This window comes from Herbaspirillum sp. C9C3, from assembly GCF_013359625.1.
Taxonomy (GTDB): domain Bacteria; phylum Pseudomonadota; class Gammaproteobacteria; order Burkholderiales; family Burkholderiaceae_D; genus Herbaspirillum.
Genome location: NZ_JABFMQ010000042.1, coordinates 1 through 19012 on the forward strand (window position 1 = coordinate 1; position 19012 = coordinate 19012).

At 62.3% G+C, this 19012-nt stretch carries 25 protein-coding genes; 20 read left to right on the plus strand and 5 right to left on the minus strand.

Annotation, left to right across the window (positions count from 1 at the left end):
* Positions 1-325: 325 nt before the first annotated feature.
* Positions 326-790 carry a ferritin-like domain-containing protein gene (locus HNO82_RS21375; protein WP_175345064.1) on the minus strand — a complete coding sequence of 155 codons (465 nt, stop codon included), beginning with the start codon at positions 788-790 and terminating at the stop codon, positions 326-328.
* 569 nt (positions 791-1359) lie between these two features.
* Between HNO82_RS21375 and HNO82_RS21380 the strand changes: the two genes are divergently transcribed.
* The 13 genes from HNO82_RS21380 (at position 1360) to HNO82_RS21440 (ending at position 9414) form a co-directional block, all read left to right on the plus strand.
* Positions 1360-1557 carry a CsbD family protein gene (locus tag HNO82_RS21380; RefSeq protein WP_008326470.1) on the plus strand — a complete coding sequence of 66 codons (198 nt, stop codon included), beginning with the start codon at positions 1360-1362 and terminating at the stop codon, positions 1555-1557.
* A 38-nt stretch (positions 1558-1595) separates the two neighbouring features.
* Positions 1596-1778, plus strand: a complete 183-nt coding sequence (locus tag HNO82_RS21385) for a hypothetical protein (protein WP_175345065.1) — start codon at positions 1596-1598, stop codon at positions 1776-1778.
* 334 nt (positions 1779-2112) lie between these two features.
* A complete protein-coding gene (locus HNO82_RS21390; RefSeq protein ID WP_008326473.1) occupies positions 2113-2427 on the plus strand; it encodes an ElaB/YgaM/YqjD family protein in 315 nt (104 codons plus the stop codon).
* Between the two features lie 119 nt (positions 2428-2546).
* Positions 2547-3110: a ferritin-like domain-containing protein gene (locus tag HNO82_RS21395; RefSeq protein WP_008326484.1), complete on the plus strand. Its 564-nt coding sequence runs from the start codon at positions 2547-2549 to the stop codon at positions 3108-3110.
* Between the two features lie 73 nt (positions 3111-3183).
* Positions 3184-3396, plus strand: a complete 213-nt coding sequence (locus tag HNO82_RS21400) for a CsbD family protein (RefSeq protein ID WP_058894511.1) — start codon at positions 3184-3186, stop codon at positions 3394-3396.
* 178 nt (positions 3397-3574) lie between these two features.
* Positions 3575-3952 carry a hypothetical protein gene (locus HNO82_RS21405; RefSeq protein WP_008326487.1) on the plus strand — a complete coding sequence of 126 codons (378 nt, stop codon included), beginning with the start codon at positions 3575-3577 and terminating at the stop codon, positions 3950-3952.
* Between the two features lie 72 nt (positions 3953-4024).
* Complete coding sequence (locus HNO82_RS21410; protein ID WP_008326489.1) at positions 4025-4354, plus strand: BON domain-containing protein; 330 nt, start codon at positions 4025-4027, stop codon at positions 4352-4354.
* 341 nt (positions 4355-4695) lie between these two features.
* The gene (locus HNO82_RS21415) at positions 4696-5325 is read left to right on the plus strand and encodes a response regulator (RefSeq protein ID WP_006464715.1); all 630 of its coding nucleotides are present in this window, start codon (positions 4696-4698) and stop codon (positions 5323-5325) included.
* An 81-nt stretch (positions 5326-5406) separates the two neighbouring features.
* Complete coding sequence (locus HNO82_RS21420) at positions 5407-5904, plus strand: response regulator (RefSeq protein WP_034349866.1); 498 nt, start codon at positions 5407-5409, stop codon at positions 5902-5904.
* Between the two features lie 160 nt (positions 5905-6064).
* A complete protein-coding gene (locus HNO82_RS21425; RefSeq protein WP_034349868.1) occupies positions 6065-8098 on the plus strand; it encodes a PAS domain-containing sensor histidine kinase in 2034 nt (677 codons plus the stop codon).
* Positions 8099-8388: 290 nt separating this feature from the next.
* Positions 8389-8559, plus strand: coding sequence for a CsbD family protein (locus tag HNO82_RS21430; RefSeq protein WP_175345066.1), 171 nt, complete (start codon positions 8389-8391; stop codon positions 8557-8559).
* Between the two features lie 175 nt (positions 8560-8734).
* Entirely contained in the window at positions 8735-9154 is a 420-nt protein-coding gene (locus tag HNO82_RS21435; RefSeq protein ID WP_175345067.1) for a hypothetical protein, read from the plus strand.
* 44 nt (positions 9155-9198) lie between these two features.
* The gene (locus HNO82_RS21440) at positions 9199-9414 is read left to right on the plus strand and encodes a YMGG-like glycine zipper-containing protein (protein WP_175345068.1); all 216 of its coding nucleotides are present in this window, start codon (positions 9199-9201) and stop codon (positions 9412-9414) included.
* 103 nt (positions 9415-9517) lie between these two features.
* Here the strand turns inward: HNO82_RS21440 and HNO82_RS21445 are convergent, their stop codons facing one another.
* Entirely contained in the window at positions 9518-9898 is a 381-nt protein-coding gene (locus HNO82_RS21445; RefSeq protein ID WP_008326510.1) for a hypothetical protein, read from the minus strand.
* Between the two features lie 210 nt (positions 9899-10108).
* A complete protein-coding gene (locus tag HNO82_RS21450) occupies positions 10109-10267 on the minus strand; it encodes a DUF3309 family protein (protein WP_006464722.1) in 159 nt (52 codons plus the stop codon).
* Positions 10268-10766: 499 nt separating this feature from the next.
* On the opposite strand from HNO82_RS21450, the gene HNO82_RS21455 reads away from it, so the two are divergent.
* The 4 genes from HNO82_RS21455 to HNO82_RS21470 are packed head-to-tail and all read left to right on the plus strand — an operon-like array spanning position 10767 to position 14641.
* Positions 10767-12086 carry a CmpA/NrtA family ABC transporter substrate-binding protein gene (locus HNO82_RS21455; RefSeq protein ID WP_488926928.1) on the plus strand — a complete coding sequence of 440 codons (1320 nt, stop codon included), beginning with the start codon at positions 10767-10769 and terminating at the stop codon, positions 12084-12086.
* 59 nt (positions 12087-12145) lie between these two features.
* Entirely contained in the window at positions 12146-13093 is a 948-nt protein-coding gene (gene ntrB, locus HNO82_RS21460; RefSeq protein ID WP_175345069.1) for a nitrate ABC transporter permease, read from the plus strand.
* Between the two features lie 12 nt (positions 13094-13105).
* On the plus strand, positions 13106-13918 hold the full coding sequence (locus HNO82_RS21465) for an ABC transporter ATP-binding protein (RefSeq protein ID WP_175345070.1): 813 nt from the start codon (positions 13106-13108) through the stop codon (positions 13916-13918).
* A 33-nt stretch (positions 13919-13951) separates the two neighbouring features.
* Positions 13952-14641, plus strand: a complete 690-nt coding sequence (locus HNO82_RS21470; RefSeq protein WP_175345071.1) for a methyl-accepting chemotaxis protein — start codon at positions 13952-13954, stop codon at positions 14639-14641.
* A gap of 95 nt (positions 14642-14736) precedes the next feature.
* Here HNO82_RS21470 and HNO82_RS21475 read toward each other — a convergent pair whose 3' ends face one another.
* Positions 14737-15111: a DUF423 domain-containing protein gene (locus HNO82_RS21475; RefSeq protein WP_175345072.1), complete on the minus strand. Its 375-nt coding sequence runs from the start codon at positions 15109-15111 to the stop codon at positions 14737-14739.
* A gap of 33 nt (positions 15112-15144) precedes the next feature.
* Positions 15145-15606 carry a hypothetical protein gene (locus tag HNO82_RS21480; protein ID WP_008326518.1) on the minus strand — a complete coding sequence of 154 codons (462 nt, stop codon included), beginning with the start codon at positions 15604-15606 and terminating at the stop codon, positions 15145-15147.
* Positions 15607-15756: 150 nt separating this feature from the next.
* On the opposite strand from HNO82_RS21480, the gene HNO82_RS21485 reads away from it, so the two are divergent.
* The 3 genes from HNO82_RS21485 to lldD all read left to right on the plus strand — a co-directional run bounded on the left by HNO82_RS21485 (position 15757) and on the right by lldD (position 18896).
* Positions 15757-16671 carry an alpha/beta hydrolase family protein gene (locus HNO82_RS21485; protein ID WP_175345073.1) on the plus strand — a complete coding sequence of 305 codons (915 nt, stop codon included), beginning with the start codon at positions 15757-15759 and terminating at the stop codon, positions 16669-16671.
* Between the two features lie 303 nt (positions 16672-16974).
* Entirely contained in the window at positions 16975-17733 is a 759-nt protein-coding gene (locus HNO82_RS21490) for an FCD domain-containing protein (RefSeq protein WP_175345074.1), read from the plus strand.
* Positions 17734-17744: 11 nt separating this feature from the next.
* Entirely contained in the window at positions 17745-18896 is a 1152-nt protein-coding gene (gene lldD / locus HNO82_RS21495) for an FMN-dependent L-lactate dehydrogenase LldD (RefSeq protein WP_175345075.1), read from the plus strand.
* The last annotated feature ends 116 nt before the right edge of the window (positions 18897-19012 follow it).

A 19012-nucleotide genomic window follows, 5' to 3' on the forward strand; every position in this document is an offset into this window, starting at 1 on the left:
TGGTTTCAGTGCGTGGTGAAGAAATGGGTAAATGATATAAATCATTTGCAGTGAAGTCCCATGAAAAAGCGCAGCTCTCGGGCTGCGCTTTTTTTTGTGTGAAGGCTAAGTACTGAGTCTGAATGAATTTTGATGTCGGGCGACATGGTTGGTTTCTTCTTATCGGCGGCGATATTGTCGCCTCTCCGGCGTCGATCTCCCCCCCAACGCCCCGAGCCTGAAAATGAAAACCCCGTGTTCGAGAACACGGGGCCCGGGATCAAGCCTGATGTACAGCCGGCGCAGGACTTCTGACTTCTTCGGAACAGAGAGGTGTCTGGTCCGATCAGGCCGCCTTGCGCGCCCGCAGCTCATTGCGCAGGCTGCGCACCTTGTCATGGTTGGCCAGGACACCCTGGTACTGACGCTCGATGATCAGTCGGATATCGGTGGGAAGCTCTTCGCTCAACGCCTTGCGATAGGCGTTGACGGCGGCATCCTCTCCGCGTTCGCATTCGTCCAGGATGCTCTCGTCGTCACGCCCCGTGATGGCGCTCTTCACGTTCACCCACTGTCGATGCAGCGCCCCGCCCAGCGTACTGTGGCTGGCCGGCTCGCCGCCGAGGCGATGCACCAGAGCCTGCAGGTCCAGAGCCGCCTGGCCGCAGGCAGTGGCCCGCTGCAGGAAGGTTTCCTTGTAGGGAATGTAGCGCTCCTGGGCATCCTCGGCACAGGCCCGGAAACCCTTTTCGCCATCGATGGAAATCTGGATCAGATCGTTCAGAGTGGAAATGAGGTGGTCGTTGGTCATGTTGTTTCCTTTCTCCTGGAAAGCCGCTCCCGCCATCATTCAGCGAGCGGGACGGCGTGAACAGGCATCAGCTCAATGGACGAAGAAATAGATCAGAACCAGCAGCAACGCCGGTACGCCACACAGCCATGCGAGGAAGTACTTGCCCATGATGTTCTCCTTGTCGTCAGCGGGTCAATGGTCAGCGCTCGGATTGGCACCGGCGAGAAGCAAGCCCGTCCGTCGCTGCACGTTTTCATCCTAGGAGCCAGCCGTGCGCAATTCCATCGGACTGGGCCGCAAGCCGATGTAGGAAACGGCCGTGCTTGAGCGCCCGACGGCGCCGCGACGAAACTGCCAATCCGGCCGCAACCCCAATGCTGACAAGGCTTTCCGCTTTGTCCTACAAGACAATCGGCCGCCGTCCTATAGAGCGGGGCAGTGACCGCTCGCTATCATTTTTCACATGGTCTCCAGGCGCGCTGAACGCGTCGCAGCCGCAGCCATCGCGGTGCAGGACCGCAGTGCCGCAGGTGCCCGGATTAGCTTTGGGCATTCATGTTGAACCCTTGAGCAGGAGCAAGCACACCATGAACAAGAAGACGATCACCGGTCAGTTCAACTTTGCCCTGGGCAAGCTCCAGGAAAGTGTGGCCTCCGTGCTGGGCAATGTGAGCCTGCAGCGCGCCGCCCAGCGCCGGCAGATGGATGGCCGCATCACCCATGCGGTCGGCCAGGCACAGGATCTGATCAAGCGCTCGCTGCGCCAGCGCGCCGGTTCGCTGTAAGGCGGCACCGTTTCGACGCCAACGCAAGGAGAGAATTGATGCGTTTTGGAAAGACATTCCTGTGGGCTGCCGGCATGGCCGGCTTGGCTGTCGGTGCCAGCCTGCGCATGCTGGCGCGCCAGGCGCAGCCCCGTGAACAACGCCAGCAGGAAGTGGCACTGCAGCGCTGGGAAGACGAGGGTGGCAGTGCCCGCATCGTGGCACGGCGCCGTATCCGATGAGCGCAGGCGAGCAGGCTAGATGGGCCGTTGTCCTACACGGCAATCGGGCTGGCGCCGATACAAAGCGCGACAAGCCATCGGTATCGTGCAACTGACTAACTGGCTGAGGCAGGCAAGGATGACGCCGGGCCAGGACGCAAGCGCCCGGCATCAAAAAAACAAGGGAGGAGATCATGGACAAGCTCGTACTCGGATGGCTGCTGGGAGTGCCGGTGTTGGCGCTCATCGTGCTGCAGTACCTGCTGTGATCAGCGCCCTGCACACACCCTACACCGGATGGCCGGGCCAGCCCCGCCGTCCTGATCAAACCGCAACGAATTCAAGGAGGGCAAGCATGCAAGCCAACAAGTTCAAGACCGTTCGTACCGATGTGCAATCGCTGTTGCAGCAGGCGCAGGACATGTTCGCCGAAGCGGCCAATACCACCGGCAAGAAGGCCGATGATTTGCGCGCGGGTGCCCAGGACTTGCTGGAGCAGGCGCTCAATACCGCCCAGGATGCCCAGGCTGCCATGGTCGAGACGGGGCGCCAGATCGTTACCAGTACTGACGACTACGTGCAGTCCAACCCCTGGCGTGCCATTGCCATCGGCACCGGTATCGGTCTGCTGGTCGGTCTGGCCGTGGGCCGCAGCGCAGACCGCTACTGAGCAGATCCGTCAACGTATTTTCCCGGAACCCGGCGGCCCGCGCGGCAGGCCGGATCCAGCCAGGCGCCAGGGTCCTTTCGACGACCGCAGCGCATTAGTCAAGAAACCGGAGAGAAGGAATGACCATGACCAAGAATCCACCGAAGACCGACGTCAAGAACAAGCAAGACTTCCACCTCGACAAGGATGCCATCCGCGCCGCCGCCAGGAAGATCGATGACGGCGCCGTCACCGAAGGCTATCGCGGCAATCGCGAGGAAGTCATCGCCATGTTGAATGACGCCCTGGCCACCGAACTGCTGTGCGTGATGCGCTACAAGCGTCACTACTACACCGCCAAGGGCCTCAATGTCGAAGCCATCAAGGGCGAGTTTCTGCAGCACGCACAGGAAGAACAGAGCCACGCCGATCAGATTGCCGAACGTATCGTGCAACTCAATGGCGAACCCGACTTCAATCCCAAGACCATCGCCGAGCGCAGTCATGCGCAATACGATGAGTCCGACAACATCAAGGACATGGTCCGCGCCAATCTGGTGGAAGAGCGTGTGGCCATCGAAGCTTATCGCCAGATGATCGAACGCATCGGCGACGATGATCCGACCACCAGGCACATGCTCATCCAGATCATGGCGCAGGAAGAAGAACACGCCGATGACATGAGCGATCTGCTGGGCCTGTAAGCCCACCGCAGTGCCTACTGGAGCAGAAGGATATTTCGGGAATCCATTCCCCCAACTTTGCAAGGAGACCGACATGAACTGGGACATCGTTGAAGGCAACTGGAAGCAATTCAAGGGCAAGGCCAAGGAGCAATGGGGCAAGCTGACCGACGATGACCTCGACGTCATCGCCGGCAAGCGCGACCAGTTGGCCGGCCGTGTGCAGGAAGCCTACGGCGTGAGCAAGGACGAGGCTGAAAAGCAGATCCGCGACTGGGAAGACCGCAACAAGGACTGGCGCCAATAAGCCGTCCATGCGTGGCGCAGCACCCTAGCCAGGTGCGCAGGCCCGACGAGGGTGCTGCAAGGTGCTGGTGTATGAGCGTGAGTGAGTGAAAGTGCAGGACGCAGGCCGGTCCCCATGCCGGCCTGCATAAGAATACGGCCCCAGGCCGCAACCCAAGCAAACCATGAGGAAGGACACAATGAAAAAAATCATCGCAACCATGATCTTCGGCGCAGCCGCTATCGGCCTGCACGGTGCCGCCTTTGCCGCCGATCCGGCAGCGGCCCAGTACAAGGCAGACAAGGCCAAGGCTGACGCTGACTACAAGACGGCCAAGAAGAAGTGCGGTCCTCTGAAGGGTAACGACAAGGACGTCTGCGAGAAGCAAGCCAAGGCTGATCACGAATCCACCATCGCCGACGCCAAGGCCAAGCGCAAGGGTGCAGAGGCCGACAAGGACGCCATGAAGGACAAGAACGACGCCAACTATGACGTCGCCAAGGAAAAGTGCGATGCCATGAGCGGCGATGCCAAGGACAAGTGCGTGGCCAACGCCAAGGCCAAGTACGGCAAGTAATTTCGCTGGCAAGAACCCATTGCCTTCCTGACGCAATCACCTGATTGCGCAACAAATCAAAGGAGTTTCATCATGTCGCTGACCAAAATGTCCCTCACCAAGCGTTTCCTCGGTTTCTTCCTGGCCCTGTTCATGGTTTCCCTGGTGGGCTGCGCCTCCAGCCCCGGCAAGGAAGGCACCGGCGAGTACGTCGATGATGCCGTCATCACCACCAAGGTGAAGGCCGCCATCTTCAATGAACCGAACCTGAAGTCCGCGGAAATCAATGTCGAAACCTACAAGGGCGTAGTCCAGCTCTCCGGCTTCGTCTCCAGCTCGACCTCCGCTGCCCGCGCCACCGAACTGGCTCGTGGCGTCAAGGGTGTGGTCTCGGTACGTAATGACCTGCGCCTGAAGCAATAAGCCGGGGAACTTGCAAGCGCGTGACCGGTCTCTTGACCGGTCCGCGCTTTGTCAGTTCGTGGACTGCCGCTTGCCAAGCGCATCGCAACGATCCGGTGCGTTTCGCAAGAAGACAGGTCAGGACCTGTCAGGTATAGTTGGAACACGTTGCTGCCACGCAGGGGCAGGCCACTGGCCTGTCAGGACAGGGAGGCAGCGACGAAGAAGGCCGCAGACCGTGCATCGATCATGTTGCCGTACGCAATCATGTGCAGGGTCCGGTACGGAATCGAGTACAAACATAAAACAGGTCCCATCAGCGCCCAGGGCGCTGAAGTTTCAATTCACCGCTCAAAAATGCCATGACAAAAATACTTGTAGTCGATGACCACGCGGTCGTACGGGCAGGTGTGCACCACTTCATTTCGGAAATTCCGTCGATGGAAATCGGCGGCGAGGCCAGCACGGCGGAAGAAGCCATCCGCCTGGTGCGTACCCAGGACTGGGATATCGTGTTGCTCGATATCGCCATGCCCGACAAGAGTGGCGTGGAAGTCTTGAAGCAGATCAAGCGTGAAAAGCCGGAGCTGCCGGTGCTGATGCTGTCGATGCACCCCGAGAGCCGCTATGCGGTGCAGGTGCTGCGCAGCGGCGCCTCCGGCTACGTGCAGAAGGAAGCGCTGGCCACCGAGCTGGTCAACGCCATCAACACCATCCTGCGCGGGCACAAGTACATCAGCTACGGCGTGGCCGAGCTGCTCACCAGCGAGCCGGTGGATTCCGAGAAGCCGCTGCACGAGACGCTCTCGCAGCGCGAGTACGAGATCTTCTACAAGCTTGGCCAGGGCCAGGGCGTGACGCAGATCGCCGACGAGCTGTGCCTGTCGGTCAAGACGGTCAGTACCTACCGTTCGCGGGTGCTGCAGAAGATGAGCATGACCAATAACGCGGACATCATTTATTACGCGATCAAGAACAACCTGATCGACTGAGCCCTGACACCCCGGGCGGACATGTTGCCGTGACGGCCGATATGGCCGCGCGGCAGGCAAGGAAGAGTGGTACGGCGCATCATGGATGACATTCTCAACAGCAGGCTCCAGCGCGACAGCGACGGGACGTCCTTGCGGATCTTCCTGGTGGAGGATTCGGAGGACGTACGGGACCTGATCGTGGAGAGCCTGGCCGAGATCGCCGGTGTACGCCTGGTGGGGTACGCCGAGAGCGAGCTGGAGGCGTTGCGCCATCTGCGTGAGAACAGCTATGACGTCCTGATCCTGGATATCCAGTTGAAGCAGGGCAATGGCATGAGCCTGCTGCAGGCGTTGGCCCGCTCCAATACGCGGCGCCAGAGTGAGCTCAAGGTGGTGTTCAGCAATCATGTGAGTCCGACGTATCGGCGCGTGGGAGTGCAATGCGGGGTGCAGCACTTCTTCGACAAGTCTTCGGAACTGCCGCTGCTGTGCGATCTGCTGGAGGAACTGGCCAGACAGAGAGCAGGGCGAACCGGGCGGAGTTCGTCGAGCAACAATACGCCACCGCAGGGGCCGGCCCAGACGGGCGGGATGTAAGTTTTTTTGCTGCATCAATTTGCGCAGCCAGCCAGCATGTCGCCAGGGCAGTTCGGCGCGACCTTGATGGACCAGACAATCAGAACCGATCATGGCAGGCACGCCGCCACAAAAGGCGCGCATGTGGCACGGGTCGCACTAGAGCAAGGGATTTTCGACGATGCAGAAGAACAATGACGGCCTTCGTCCGTCCTCCGCCGATCTCCAGAACAGCGCATCGGTAGAGTATTTTGCCGCGTCCCACGCGCATGACAGCAGCATGGTGACGCTGTCCATGGGCCTGTCCATGGCAGTGATCCTGCTGGGTGTGGTGGTGCTGGTGACGGGCTTGCTGGGCGAGGAATACCGGCGTTTGCTCTCGGGCCTGCTGGAGGTACGGGAGGTGACGGCAGCGGGCTTCATTCTGGGCGCTTCGGCGCTCTATCTGCGCTGCATGAATTCGAGTGCCCGCCGACCCTCCCTGCGCCAGCTGGGCACTGCGCTGGCCGCACTGCTGCTGGTGCTGGGCCTGGCCACACTGGTGCACGGGGGCATCGTTTTTCTGGGATGGCTGCCGCTGGATGGCACCCATCCTATCTCGCCGCTGGCCATTTCCCCCTTGCTGTCGGTGGGCTTCGTGCTGATGGCCCTGGCCCTGCTGCTGCAGGACTGGCGCCTGCTGGGCGGTTATTATCCGGCTGAATACCTGTCCTTCACGCTGGTGGGCTTGTCGGCCATTCCGCTGGTGGGCTATCTGTATGACGTGCCCCAGTTCATCTATCTCGATTTTCCGCTGCCGGTATCGCTGCTCTCGGCGCTGGTGTTCGCCCTGCTGGGGGCGGCGCTGCTGATGGCGCGTCCCTCCCATGCGCTCATGGCCGTGATCCTGCGCATCGCGCCGGGCGGCCAGATGCTGCGCCACCTGCTGCCGCAGACCTTGTTCCTGCTGCTGGCCTTCAGTCTGTTGCTCAACTGGGGCATGACGCATGGCTGGATCCTGCCGGAACTGGTGCTGCCGACGCTGACGCTGATCAACGGCGTGATCGTGCTCTTCATCTTCTGGGGCTCGGCCAGCCGGCTCGACAGTGAATATGGCGAGCGTACGCGCAATGCGCAGAAGCTGGCCGAAACTAGTGCTCTGCTCAATGCCGTCAGTGAAAGCACCAGCGATCCGATCTTCGTCAAGAACCGACAGGGCCTGATGATCTTTGCCAACCCGGCGACCTTGCACAAGCTGGGCAAGACCTGGGAAGAGACCATGTACCGTTCCAGTCGCGAGCTCTTCATGGTGCAGGAAGAGGCCGATGTCGTGGATCGCGATGACCGCCGCGTCATGGCCTCGGGCAAGCCCGAGAAGCTGGAGCAGACGTTGCACTTGCCCGAAGGCGTGGTGACTTTCCAGACCGCCAAGGTGCCCTGGTTCGGCAAGGATGGCAGCGTACAGGGCGTCATCGGCATCAGCACCGATATCACCGAGCGCAAGCAGGCCGAGGATGAATTGCGCCAGCGCGAAAGCCAGCTGGAGAAGACCGTGATCCAGCGTACCGCGCTGCTGCGCGAACTGACCAATCACCTGGAGACGGTGCGCGAGGAAGAAAAGCGCGCCATCGCGCGCGAGCTGCACGACAACATGGGGGCGTCGCTGACGGCCTTGTCGATGCACCTGGAGGGGGTTTACCAGATCCTGCCGCCGGATGAAAAATGGGCCGACCGCAAGACCCGCATGCAGGGCCTGATGAAATCGCTGGTCGCCACCACGCGGCGCATCCAGACCGAGCTGCGGCCCAATACGCTGGACCTGTTCGGCCTGAAGGCAGCGATCTCCGAACAGCTCGATGAACTGCATGAGCGCACCGGCATTGCCTGCCACGCCAGCCTGCCCGATGAAGACGTGGACGTGGGGCATGAGATGGAAATCGCCATCTACCGCATGTTGCAGGAAATGCTCAACAACGTGACCAAGCACGCCAAGGCCAGCAAGGTCGACGTGATCCTCGACGTCGACGAGGATCACGTGGCGCTGACCGTGCGTGACGATGGCGTGGGCATTCCCGAAGAGCGGCGCGACAACCACAAGACCTACGGTCTGCGCGGTCTGCGCGAACGGGCCACGTTCTTTGGCGGAGAGGTCGATATCCGCTCCACGCCGGGCAAGGGGGCGCTCATCAGCATCAGCCTGCCGATCCGTCCCGAGCTGGTCTCCAGCGAGACCTGAAGGGCCTGCGCAGCACTGCCTTCACGATCCCGCCATCCCCTCTGAAAGCCGCCCCCAGGGCGGCTTTCTGCGTTTTGGTGAGTTTTCCTGTGCGGTCCGTTTTTCCGTCACGGGTTTTCGTTTTTTCCTACGCGCGAAAGGGCGACTCTCTTATGTCGCCGCCAAAGGCTCATCGTTACCATGGATTCATCGTCACACACCGCCCGACGGGCCGCAAGACGTGACGGAGCCGGCAGTGCGACCAGTGCGACGCCGGATGACCATCAGGCAAACAATCCAAAGGAGCCATCATGAACAAGGACCAGATCAAAGGCAGTTTGAAGGAAGCGGCAGGCAAGGTGCAGCAGAAGACCGGTGAGCTGACCGGCAATACCAGCCAGCAGCTCAAGGGCGCCGCCAAGCAGGTCGAGGGCAATGTCCAGAAGACCTATGGTGATGCCAAGGAAGCGGCCAAGGACTGAGTCTCCTGACCCGGATGTTCCTGCAGGGCGTGCGGGTCGGGAAGAGGATGCTGGAAGCGCTTGTAGGAAAACGCCTACACCAATATCGGAAACGGCTGATTTTGTGATGCAGCAATTTCCGCGACCATGTGGTCATGGTGCTGGTAGAGCCGTGAATTGCCAAAGAGTTCACGGTTTGCCGCATGAAATTTTTGCTCACCGCCAGAAGGGATCCCTGAAAGGGCAGACCATGAAAAAAACAGTCGGTATTTGCATGCTGGCAGCCGCTTCGGCTTTCGCCTCTCACGCCTTCGCTGAAACTCCCCAAACCGTTGACGGCGCTGCGCGCTGGTCGGCTTCCACGATGGACCGTCACATGCCGATCGATGCGGCGCGTCTGCATACGCTGGGGCAGAAGAAATTCCGTTACATGGACATGGCCGAGACCCGGCGCTCCAAATCCCTGCAGAATGCCGTCTTGCTCTATGGCACCCGTGCCGAAGGCAAGGCAGGGGATGGGCAACGCGGCAACGCCAAGGCCGCACCCAGCATACCGGTTTATCGTGATCATGCGCAGCCTCGGCGGCCGCGCGTGATCATGCGCCCGTCGACCTGAGCGGCGGCCGCATTCTCTCATTGGATAAAGAGGAAGGAGTCATCATGAAGACCATGCAGAAACTGGCAGTGACCTCGGTCGCCATCTGTGCCTTTGCCGGCCTGACCGGTTGCAGCGGCATGACCCAGCAGGACAAGAACACCGCCATCGGTGCCGGTGCCGGTGCCGTGGGTGGCGCCGTACTCACCGGTGGCAGCGCCATCGGGACCGTCGGCGGTGCCGCCGTGGGCGGTGTGATCGGCAATCAGGTCGGCAAATAATCCGCTGGCGCTGCCCTGACAACAGGGGCAGCCACATCAACAACGCCGCCACTGGGTGATCCGTGGCGGCGTTGTCGCATCTGCTTCATGGGCATGGGCCGGCTTATCGGGCAGCGCGCTTGCGTGAGTGGGAGTGTGCTGCCGGTTTGGTCGGGGTAGTCTCGGGCTGGGCCGCCTTGTAATCATTGAAGATGCGCAGGGCGCGCGCCGTGTCCTGCTTCCTGGCCTCGGCGGCCTGCTGGCGGCAGGCTGCGGCCTCCTTCCCCTTGAGCTTGAGGCACTCCTTCTTCGCTTGCGCATAGGCGGCAGCGGTTTCCTTGTTGAGGTTGTCCAGGCGCTGTTGCGGGCTGTTGTCCTCCTGATACCAGCGTGGCGGATCGGATTGGCTGACATCTTCTTCAGCGGCGTGCGTGGTACCGGCGCAGAGCATGGTCAGGGCCGCCAGGAAAGCGGGCAGGGTGGAAGCGAGCAATTTATTGTTCATCTGGTGTCAGCCTCATCACGTTACGGGACAGGGGGCCGATCGCGTGAGCTGGCTTCGGCACAATGCGAGGCGACGCGCACAAGCAAACGGCGCGGTCGGTGACAGGCACCGACCGCGCCGTTTTCCCGTCCGCCACCGGATGGTATCAGGCTTGCGGGAGGGGAGGGTAGGGGCGCAGGACAGTCGGACAGGCCCAACTGTCGCCCCGCCTTATATCTTGCCCAGCAGTAGCAGGATCAGCAGGATGATGACGATGGTGCCAGCAATACCGCTGGGACCATAGCCCCAGCCGCGACTGTGCGGCCAGGCCGGAATCACGCCCAGCAGGATCAGGATCAGGACGATGAGCAGGATGGTACCGAGGGTCATGGAGGTTCTCCTTTCTTATTGAGTTCGTTCTTGCCCGCCAGGGTGCAAGCGCCGGGTCAATCGTGAAGCTGGACCCATCTTAGGGGGAGCGCGGCCGCGGCACGATCAGCGCGCCACGCAATGTGCTGTAGGAAAACCCGGCAAGCGCGGGTAGGTAACCGCGCCCCAGCGAGCGCTGCCAACTTGGTGCAAAGCACAATGGAAGTGCGGCCCGCGCCCGATTTGATCGCGCCGGACAGCTGCTGCCGGCCGCCCTGGCACGCCTGGAGGCTGCCCGCAATCGCAGTGCCGGCAAGGCTTTACGGTCGGTGATCCGGTTCTGGCACGCTCTTTGCTGAACTACGGACAAAGCGCAGCAATGCGCAAGCAATGTGAGGGTGCGGCCAATGGCGGTCCTGCCCTCCAGGACAAAGGCGTCTTCCGATATGGCTCATCCATGTCGGGACACGCCTTTTTTGTTTGGGCTTTCATCAAACCGCAACGCAAGGGGAAAGGTGCTATGGAATCCAGGAGTCAGGTGGACAAGGCAGGCGCGCCGCTGTCGGGCAAGCAAGGCGCACAAGGCCAGACGATCACGGCAGCCGCCGGAGTCAACGGCAAGCGCCGCACGCTTGTGCAGGGTGCCGCAGTGGCCGCCGGTGGCGGCATGCTGGGCCTGGCGCCGGGCGGTGCCTGGGCGGCCGGTTCGGACAAGCCCGAAAAGGAAGAAGTCAAAATCGGCTTCATCCCCCTGACCGATTGCGCCTCGGTGGTGATGGCCTCGGTGCTGGGTTTCGACAAGAAGTACGGCATCAAGATCGTCCCCAGCAAGGAAGCCTCCTGGGCCGGCGTGCGCGACAAGCTCACCAACGGCGAACTGGACGCGGCCCACGTGCTGTATGGCCTGATCTACGGTGTGCAGCTGGGTATCGGCGGACAGAAGAAGGACATGGCCGTGTTGATGGGGCTGAACCACAATGGCCAGGCCATCACCTTGTCCAAAAAGCTGGCCGAGAAGGGGGCCGTCGATGGCGCCTCGCTCTACAAGCTCATGCAGACCGAGAAGCGCGAATACACCTTTGCCCAGACCTTCCCCACCGGCACCCACGCCATGTGGCTGTATTACTGGCTGGCCGCCAATGGCATCAATCCGATGAAGGACGCCAAGGTCATCACCGTGCCGCCGCCGCAGATGGTGGCCAATATGCGGGTGGGCAACATGGATGGCTTCTGCGTGGGCGAACCCTGGGGGCATCGCGCCATTGTCGATGGCGTGGGCATCACCGCCATCACTACCCAGGACATCTGGAAGGACCATCCGGAGAAGGTGCTGGGCACTTCGCGCGAATTCGTACAGAAATACCCCAACACCTGCCGCGCAATGATGGCTGCCATCCTGGAGGCCAGCAAGTGGATCGATGCTTCACTGGTCAACAAGAACAAGATGGCCGAAGTGATCGCCGACAAGTCCTATGTGAACACCAGCAAGGACGTGATCGACCAGCGCATCCTCGGCCGCTACCAGAACGGCCTGGGCAAGACCTGGGACGATCCCAACTACATGAAGTTCTATGAAGAAGGCCAGGTCAACTTCCCCTTCCTCTCCGACGGCATGTGGTTCATGACCCAGCATCGCCGCTGGGGCCTGTTGAAGAGCGATCCGGATTACCTGGCCGTGGCCAAATCGGTGAACCAGATCGATCTCTACAAGGAGGCCGCCGCCATGACCAAGACACCGCTGCCCAAGGAGGTGATGCGCAGTTCGAAACTGGTGGATGGCATCGTGTGGGACGGCAAGAATCCGGCGGCCTACGCGCAGTCCTTCAAGATCAAGGTGTAAGCAGCTGTGGCCGCAGGCCGGAGCCATTACGGTGACGTGTATCGAGCAAGGGGAAAACGATGAGTGCAGTCGCAGAAAGCATCATGGGTGACAACGCCAAGCCCGCCGGCAACAGCCATGGCGGATCTGTTGTCGCCATCGAGCCGGCGCGCACGGCGCCCGCCAACCAGGCGCTGACAGCGCCCGCCGCCGGCCCTGCCAGGACGCGCAGCCTGCGCAGGAAGCTTGCCGCTGGCGGTCTGTTCATGCGCGTGGTGCCGCCGCTCCTGGGTATGGCGCTGTTGGTGCTGGTATGGCAGATCATCGCCTTGAAGACCGCCAGTTTCCCCACGCCATGGGTGACCCTGAAGGAGGCGGGCGTGATGTTCTCCGATCCCTTCTACCGCAACAGTCCCAATGACCAGGGCATAGGCTGGAACGTGCTGGCCTCGCTGCAGCGGGTTGGCATGGGCTTCGGGCTGGCGGCGCTGGTGGGCATTCCGCTGGGCTTTGCGATCGGCCGGGTGGAATTCCTCTCGCGCATGTTCGGCCCCATCATCAGTCTGCTGCGTCCGGTCTCGCCGCTGGCCTGGCTGCCCATCGGCCTGCTGGTCTTCAAGTCGGCCAATCCGGCGGCGATCTGGTCGATCTTCATCTGTTCGATCTGGCCGATGATCATCAACACCGCCGTCGGTGTGCAGCGCGTGCCGCAGGATTACATGAACGTGGCGCGGGTCTTGAATCTCTCCGAATGGAAGGTGCTGACCAAGATTCTCTTTCCCTCGGTATTGCCCTACATGCTGACCGGCGTACGTCTTTCCATCGGTACCGCCTGGCTGGTGATCGTGGCCGCCGAGATGCTGACCGGGGGCGTGGGCATCGGCTTCTGGGTCTGGGATGAATGGAACAACCTGAACGTGCCGCACATCATCATCGCCATCGTTGTCATCGGGGTGGTGGGGCTGGTGCTGGAACAGTTGCTGGTGGCGCTGGCCAAGGCATTTACCTACGAGCAGGTCAACAACTAAGGGACGCGGATCATGGACAACCTCAACGGCAAATTCATCGACATCCACGGTGTGGAGATGGTGTTCCACACCAGGAAGGGCGTCTTCCATGCCCTGCGCGAGATCAACCTGACGGTGGCCAAGGGCGAGTTCGTCACCCTGATCGGCCACTCCGGTTGCGGCAAGTCGACCTTGCTGAACCTGATTGCGGGTCTGCTCCAGCCCAGCGAGGGCGTGCTGCTCTGTGCCAACCGCGAGATCGGCGGCCCGGCGCCGGAACGTGCGGTGGTGTTCCAGAACCATTCGCTGCTGCCCTGGCTGACCTGCTACGAAAACATCTATCTCGGTGTGGAGCGTGTCTTCGGGGCGACCGAAAATCGCACCCAGTTACGCGACCGTACCCGCGCCGCGCTGGCGCTGGTGGGCCTGACCGCCGCCGAGAGCAAGCGCCCCAATGAAATCTCCGGCGGCATGAAGCAGCGCGTGGGCATTGCCCGTGCGCTGGCCATGGAGCCCAAGGTCTTGCTGATGGATGAACCCTTCGGCGCGCTGGATGCCCTCACGCGCGCCCATCTGCAGGATGAGTTGTTGAAGATCGTCGCCAAGACCGACTCCACGGTGGTGATGGTGACCCACGACGTGGATGAGGCCGTGCTGCTGTCGGACCGCATCGTGATGATGACCAACGGTCCCGCCGCAACCATCGGTGAGATCGTGGAGGTGAAGCTGCCGCGTCCGCGTGACCGCGTCACCCTGGCGCAGGATGCGCAATATGGTGCCTATCGCACGGCGGTGCTGGAGTTCCTGTATCGCAAGCAGGCGCATCCGGCGCGCGAGGCCGCTTGAGCCGGCGATCAATTGCATGGGAAGGAGATGTTCATGAGCAGCCTGGCTGTCATCGAGGAGAGCCCCGCCGCAGGGGCTGAACCGCCCGAATCCACACCGCTGTCCGGCGAGGTGTTCGGGGCCTTGATCAATCTCTCGGGCCGCCGCCGTTTCACCTCGCAGCGGCTGGTGCTCTACGCTGTGTTGGCCGCTCAGGGCCAGCAGGAGGCGTGCGCCACAGCGCGCGAAGCGCTGGCGCTGTTTCGCAGCGCGCACACGGCCCTGATCCGGCGCTCGGCCGGCTTGCCCGGCGTATTCTGTCCGGAACTGGAAGAGGTGTATTTCGGACGCAGCCGGGGCGATGCCCGCATCACCGCCTTCGCCGAACTGGCCCAGCGCGCGCTCAATGCCATCGAAGACAAACTGAAGACCGCACCGGCCCTGCTGGAACAACTGGTGCAGGAAACCACGCCCTTGCTGGCCGTGTTGAACGAGATCACGGCGATCTACGAAGCACAATCGAAGAAGCATGCACGGCTCATGCGCGAGCAGCTGCGCGGCATCATGACCGACATCGAAACCATCGCGCGCCAAGCCAAGATGGTGGCCTTCAACGCCCGCATCGTGGCAGCCCGTTCGGGCCAGGCCGGCAAGGAATTCTCGGTGGTGGCCGGGGTGCTCTCCAACATCACTGGCGAAATCGATGAACTGGTCAAGGAAGCCTTGAGCGGTGCCGCGGCCTGAGCGGCTGCCTTTGCGCACCATTAACGGCGGTTTAATGCTCCTGGATTGAGCATTCAATCTGGCTTAATGCCGGTCGATGGCAGTCTGCGTACAGCTTACCGGCTCTTCAGTGCTGCCCACGCCACCAGCAGCCAGGCCGCCAGGAAGGCCACGCCCCCCAGGGGAGTGATCGCTCCGAGGATGCGCGTGCCGGTCAGGGCCAGCAGGTAGAGGCTGCCGCTGAAGATGACGATGCCAGCCAGCATCAGCCTGCCGGCCCAGGTCAGCGCGGTACCGGCCATGCGCGGCATCAGCAGGGCGACGGCGATCATGCCCAGGGCGTGCATGACCTGGTAGGTCACGGCGGTATGCCAGATGGCCAGCATCTCTGCGGAAATCATTTTCTTCAGGCCATGTGCGCCAAAGGCGCCACAGCCGACGGCCACGAACATATTCAGCGCGCCGGCGGCGATCAGGGTACGTTCTTTCATCGTGCTTGCTTTCGCTCAGGTGGGGTGTGCGCTTCAGTAGTTGGGCCGCAAGCCCTTGCCCAGTCGATACTCATGTCGCAGGACGAACTGCGACGTGGCAATCAGCCCCGACAGGCCCAGGATCAGCTGCGTGAGCGTATCCGGCGGCAGCACCCAGACACTGCCGGCCGGTGCGGCCACGTTGGCGGCGGCGCTGATGACCGGGGCGGCCCAGGAAGCCTCTTCGCTCACGTCCAGCAGGATCTGGCCTTCGGGCGTGGTGTGCAGGTAGATCTCGCCGCCCAGCTCCAGCGTGAAGCAGATGCCCTGGCCGGCGTTGACGGTATTGATCTTGTGACGGAAGACCACGGCCTGCAGTTCGCGGTTGTAGGTGTCGATCCAGGTGTCGACTTCCTGCACGTTCTGCAGCACGATCCACGCACGCGGGGCAGGGATGGTGTCGGCACCGGCAACGGCGTCATCGGGGAAGATCGGTTCGGGGGCTTGCTCGGACATGGTCGCTGCGGGAGTCGGGGAAGGCTGCAGTATATAGGATCGCCGTCACGCCGATCCCGGCCGCGGACTTGCAAATGTGCTTGCCTGGGGCTCGGCAATGGCGGTAGCTTGTCGGCTCCGGCCTTTGCGGTCTCTGCTCATCATCATTTCATGCGTCCATTCTCTTGCGCACGCCGGCTCAGGTATCTGCTGGCCTCGGGCCTGTGCGGTCTTGTCCTCGTCGTATCCTCCGTCCGTGCCCAGCAGCTGGCGCTGGACATCAATGAATCGGTCACCAGCATCGAGCTCAGCGTCAAGGACCTGTATGGCCGACAAGAGAGCGGCAAGGTGGTCATCACCCAGTTCAAGCCGGCCGGGCCGGGGCCGTTTCCCATCCTCATCCTCAGTCACGGACGTAGCCCCACCAATCGCCAGGATCCACCGCGTTTTCGCTTCACGAAGCAAGTGCGCTACTTCATCTCGCGCGGCTTTGCAGTCTTCGAGCCGACCCGCATCGGCTACGGTGCCGCCATGACCCAGTTTGACCCGGAAGACAGCGGTAGCTGTAACAGCAAGGATTACGCCCCCATGGCCGAGGCCGGCAGTGCCGAGATCCTGGCCGTGCTGGACTACGCCAGGCAGCAGCCCTATGTCGATCCCAAGCGCATCTTGCTGGTAGGGCAGTCGGTGGGCGGCTACCTGACCGTGGCGACTGCGGCGGGCAATCCCGAGGGCGTGGTCGGGGCGATCAATTTTGCCGGTGGTTCCGGCGGCGATCCGGACAAGCGGCCGGGCAATCCCTGCGCACCCCAGCGACTCCAAGCGATGTATGCCCGCTTTGGACAAACTGCAAGGATGCCGATGCTGTGGATTTATACCGAGAACGATCTCTACTTCGCGCCCACCCACAGCCGGGCCTGGCACGAGGCTTTCGTCAAGGCCGGCGGTACCGCCGACTATCGCCTCTTGCCGCCCTTCGCCCGGAACGGGCACACGCTCTTTGCGCGCGGACCGGAAATCTGGGAGCCCATCGTCGGCGAATTCCTCGACAAGCTCGGCCTGCCTGCGCCGCGCCAGGCTCAGTAGGCCAGGCGCTACGCCTCGTTGGTGAGCACGTCCATGGCCGCATGGGTCAAATGAAGGATTCGGCAGGCATCGGCGTACCTGCTGCCGTTGCGCCCCGGTCTCCCGAAAAAAGATGAAGGTTTGCGCTATTTTTCGCGAGGCGGGACGTTGTGCCGGGGGACTGCCTGCGCACCATGGCGTGCATGAGTGGTCGGACCACTTTGCAAACGCTTTGTGCATTCTGTCTGGGTGCCTCTACAATCGGGCTCAAGTTCTCCTCACGTCCTCCGCAAGTGGTCCGACCACCAAGAAAGCGAGCCGCCCATGACAGCCTCTCCCCTGGTTGACCGTCTGGCCAGCCTGATCGCCCGGCGGGCGCTGGCGCCGGGCCAGAAGCTACCGTCGGAACGGGCGCTGGCCGCGGAATTCGGCGTCTCGCGCTCATCCCTGCGCGAGGCCATCGGCGTGCTCACCAGCCGGGGCGTGCTGGTGGCACGTCATGGCGGTGGCACCTTCCTCGCTGCAGATGAACACGCGGCACTGACCGATCCGATTGCCGAGGCCCTGCAACTGCTGGCGCCGCTGGCGCGCAGCGATGCCGGTTACTGGAAGGACGTGGCCGAGATCCGGTTTTCGCTGGAAGGCGATGCTGCCTATTTCGCTGCCCTGCGCGCCAGCGAGGAAGACAAGCGGCGGCTGCAGCAGGCCTACCTGGCCGTCTCCACCGCACCGCTCGATGACCTGGCCGCCCAGGCTCGCACCGATGCGGCCTTTCATCTTGCCATTGCCCAGGCTTCGCGCAATGTGGTGCTGCGGCAGGTGATGTCGGGTCTCTTGCGGCTGCTGGAAATCAGCATTGCCGACACCTTGCGGCAACTGTACCGGCTGCCCGACATCGTGGCCCAGCTGGATTTGCAGCATCGTCAGATCCTCGATGCCATCCTCGCCGGCCGCGCCGAGGAAGCCCGCCAGCATGCCAATGCCCATCTCGAGTTCGTGCAGCAGCGCCTGCTGGACATCGAGGAAGCCCCCGCCCGTGCGCGCCGCGCCGCGGCAGTCCGGAACGCATTTCCTTCACCTTGACAAGGACCGTCATGATCATCTCGTCCACTCACGATTACCGCGAAGCCGCCCGGCGGCGCTTGCCGCGCTTCCTGTTCGATTACATCGACGGCGGCGCCTACGATGAACACACGCTGGCGCGCAATTCGCTGGACCTGCGCCAGCTGGCCTTGCGTCAGCGCGTGTTGAAGGAGGTGGGCGAGGTTGATCTCTCCACCACCTTGCTGGGCCAGTCGCTGGCCATGCCGCTGGCGCTCTCGCCTGTGGGCCTGACCGGGATGTATGCGCGGCGCGGCGAAGTACAGGCGGCGCGGGCGGCGGAGAAGGCGGGCATTCCCTTCACCTTGTCGACGGTGTCGGTGTGCCCCATCGAAGAGGTGCAGCAGGCGGTGACGCAGCCGATCTGGTTCCAGTTGTATGTGTTGAAGGATCGCGGCTTCATGAAAAATGTGCTGGACCGCGCCTGGGCAGCGGGGGTGCGTACGCTGGTGTTTACGGTGGACATGCCGGTGCCGGGGGCGCGTTATCGTGACCGGCACTCGGGCATGTCAGGGCCGAATGCGGCGCTGCGCCGCTATATGCAGGCCATCACGCATCCGCGCTGGGCGTGGGATGTGGGCGTGCTGGGGCGTCCGCATGATCTGGGCAATGTCTCCGCCTATCTCAACAAGAAGACCGGGCTGGAGGATTATGTGGGCTGGCTGGGGGCCAATTTCGATCCGGGCATTGGCTGGCATGACCTGCAATGGATACGTGACTCGTGGCAGGGCAAGATGCTGCTCAAGGGCATTCTCGATCCCGAGGATGCGCGCCAGGCGGTCAGTTTCGGTGCTGACGGGATTGTGGTTTCCAACCATGGCGGACGCCAGCTCGACGGCGTACTCTCGACCGCGCGCGCCTTGCCGGAGATTGCCAGCGCGGTCAAGGGCGAGCTCGCCATCCTGGTGGATTCGGGTGTGCGCTCGGGGTTGGACGTAGTGCGCCTGTTGGCCTTGGGGGCTGATACGGTGATGCTGGGGCGTGCCTTCATCTATGCGCTGGCGGCGCAGGGGCAGGCCGGGGTGGAGAATGTGCTGGGACTCTTTGCCAAGGAGATGCAGGTGGCCATGACCTTGACGGGGGCGCGCAGGATTGCGCAGATCGGTGCGGAGAGTCTGGTGAGGGCAGCGGCGGAAGGGCCGTAAGATGGCAGAAGTCAGCACGGGCCGGCCAGCAGAGCAGGGCGTCTGGTGGCGGCCTGGTAGTTAGGGCCTGTTCACATTCAATCTGTGAGATGCGTTGCCCCCAGAAGGCGTGGTGG

Coding starts and splice junctions, on each gene's coding strand:
- HNO82_RS21375 (WP_175345064.1), bottom strand. CDS start 790: ATGACCAACGACCACCTCATTTCCACTCTGAACGATCTGATCCAGATT.
- HNO82_RS21380 (WP_008326470.1), top strand. CDS start 1,360: ATGAACAAGAAGACGATCACCGGTCAGTTCAACTTTGCCCTGGGCAAG.
- HNO82_RS21385 (WP_175345065.1), top strand. CDS start 1,596: ATGCGTTTTGGAAAGACATTCCTGTGGGCTGCCGGCATGGCCGGCTTG.
- HNO82_RS21390 (WP_008326473.1), top strand. CDS start 2,113: ATGCAAGCCAACAAGTTCAAGACCGTTCGTACCGATGTGCAATCGCTG.
- HNO82_RS21395 (WP_008326484.1), top strand. CDS start 2,547: ATGACCATGACCAAGAATCCACCGAAGACCGACGTCAAGAACAAGCAA.
- HNO82_RS21400 (WP_058894511.1), top strand. CDS start 3,184: ATGAACTGGGACATCGTTGAAGGCAACTGGAAGCAATTCAAGGGCAAG.
- HNO82_RS21405 (WP_008326487.1), top strand. CDS start 3,575: ATGAAAAAAATCATCGCAACCATGATCTTCGGCGCAGCCGCTATCGGC.
- HNO82_RS21410 (WP_008326489.1), top strand. CDS start 4,025: ATGTCGCTGACCAAAATGTCCCTCACCAAGCGTTTCCTCGGTTTCTTC.
- HNO82_RS21415 (WP_006464715.1), top strand. CDS start 4,696: ATGACAAAAATACTTGTAGTCGATGACCACGCGGTCGTACGGGCAGGT.
- HNO82_RS21420 (WP_034349866.1), top strand. CDS start 5,407: ATGGATGACATTCTCAACAGCAGGCTCCAGCGCGACAGCGACGGGACG.
- HNO82_RS21425 (WP_034349868.1), top strand. CDS start 6,065: ATGCAGAAGAACAATGACGGCCTTCGTCCGTCCTCCGCCGATCTCCAG.
- HNO82_RS21430 (WP_175345066.1), top strand. CDS start 8,389: ATGAACAAGGACCAGATCAAAGGCAGTTTGAAGGAAGCGGCAGGCAAG.
- HNO82_RS21440 (WP_175345068.1), top strand. CDS start 9,199: ATGAAGACCATGCAGAAACTGGCAGTGACCTCGGTCGCCATCTGTGCC.
- HNO82_RS21445 (WP_008326510.1), bottom strand. CDS start 9,898: ATGAACAATAAATTGCTCGCTTCCACCCTGCCCGCTTTCCTGGCGGCC.
- HNO82_RS21450 (WP_006464722.1), bottom strand. CDS start 10,267: ATGACCCTCGGTACCATCCTGCTCATCGTCCTGATCCTGATCCTGCTG.
- HNO82_RS21455 (WP_488926928.1), top strand. CDS start 10,767: ATGGAATCCAGGAGTCAGGTGGACAAGGCAGGCGCGCCGCTGTCGGGC.
- ntrB (WP_175345069.1), top strand. CDS start 12,146: ATGAGTGCAGTCGCAGAAAGCATCATGGGTGACAACGCCAAGCCCGCC.
- HNO82_RS21465 (WP_175345070.1), top strand. CDS start 13,106: ATGGACAACCTCAACGGCAAATTCATCGACATCCACGGTGTGGAGATG.
- HNO82_RS21470 (WP_175345071.1), top strand. CDS start 13,952: ATGAGCAGCCTGGCTGTCATCGAGGAGAGCCCCGCCGCAGGGGCTGAA.
- HNO82_RS21475 (WP_175345072.1), bottom strand. CDS start 15,111: ATGAAAGAACGTACCCTGATCGCCGCCGGCGCGCTGAATATGTTCGTG.
- HNO82_RS21480 (WP_008326518.1), bottom strand. CDS start 15,606: ATGTCCGAGCAAGCCCCCGAACCGATCTTCCCCGATGACGCCGTTGCC.
- HNO82_RS21485 (WP_175345073.1), top strand. CDS start 15,757: ATGCGTCCATTCTCTTGCGCACGCCGGCTCAGGTATCTGCTGGCCTCG.
- HNO82_RS21490 (WP_175345074.1), top strand. CDS start 16,975: ATGACAGCCTCTCCCCTGGTTGACCGTCTGGCCAGCCTGATCGCCCGG.
- lldD (WP_175345075.1), top strand. CDS start 17,745: ATGATCATCTCGTCCACTCACGATTACCGCGAAGCCGCCCGGCGGCGC.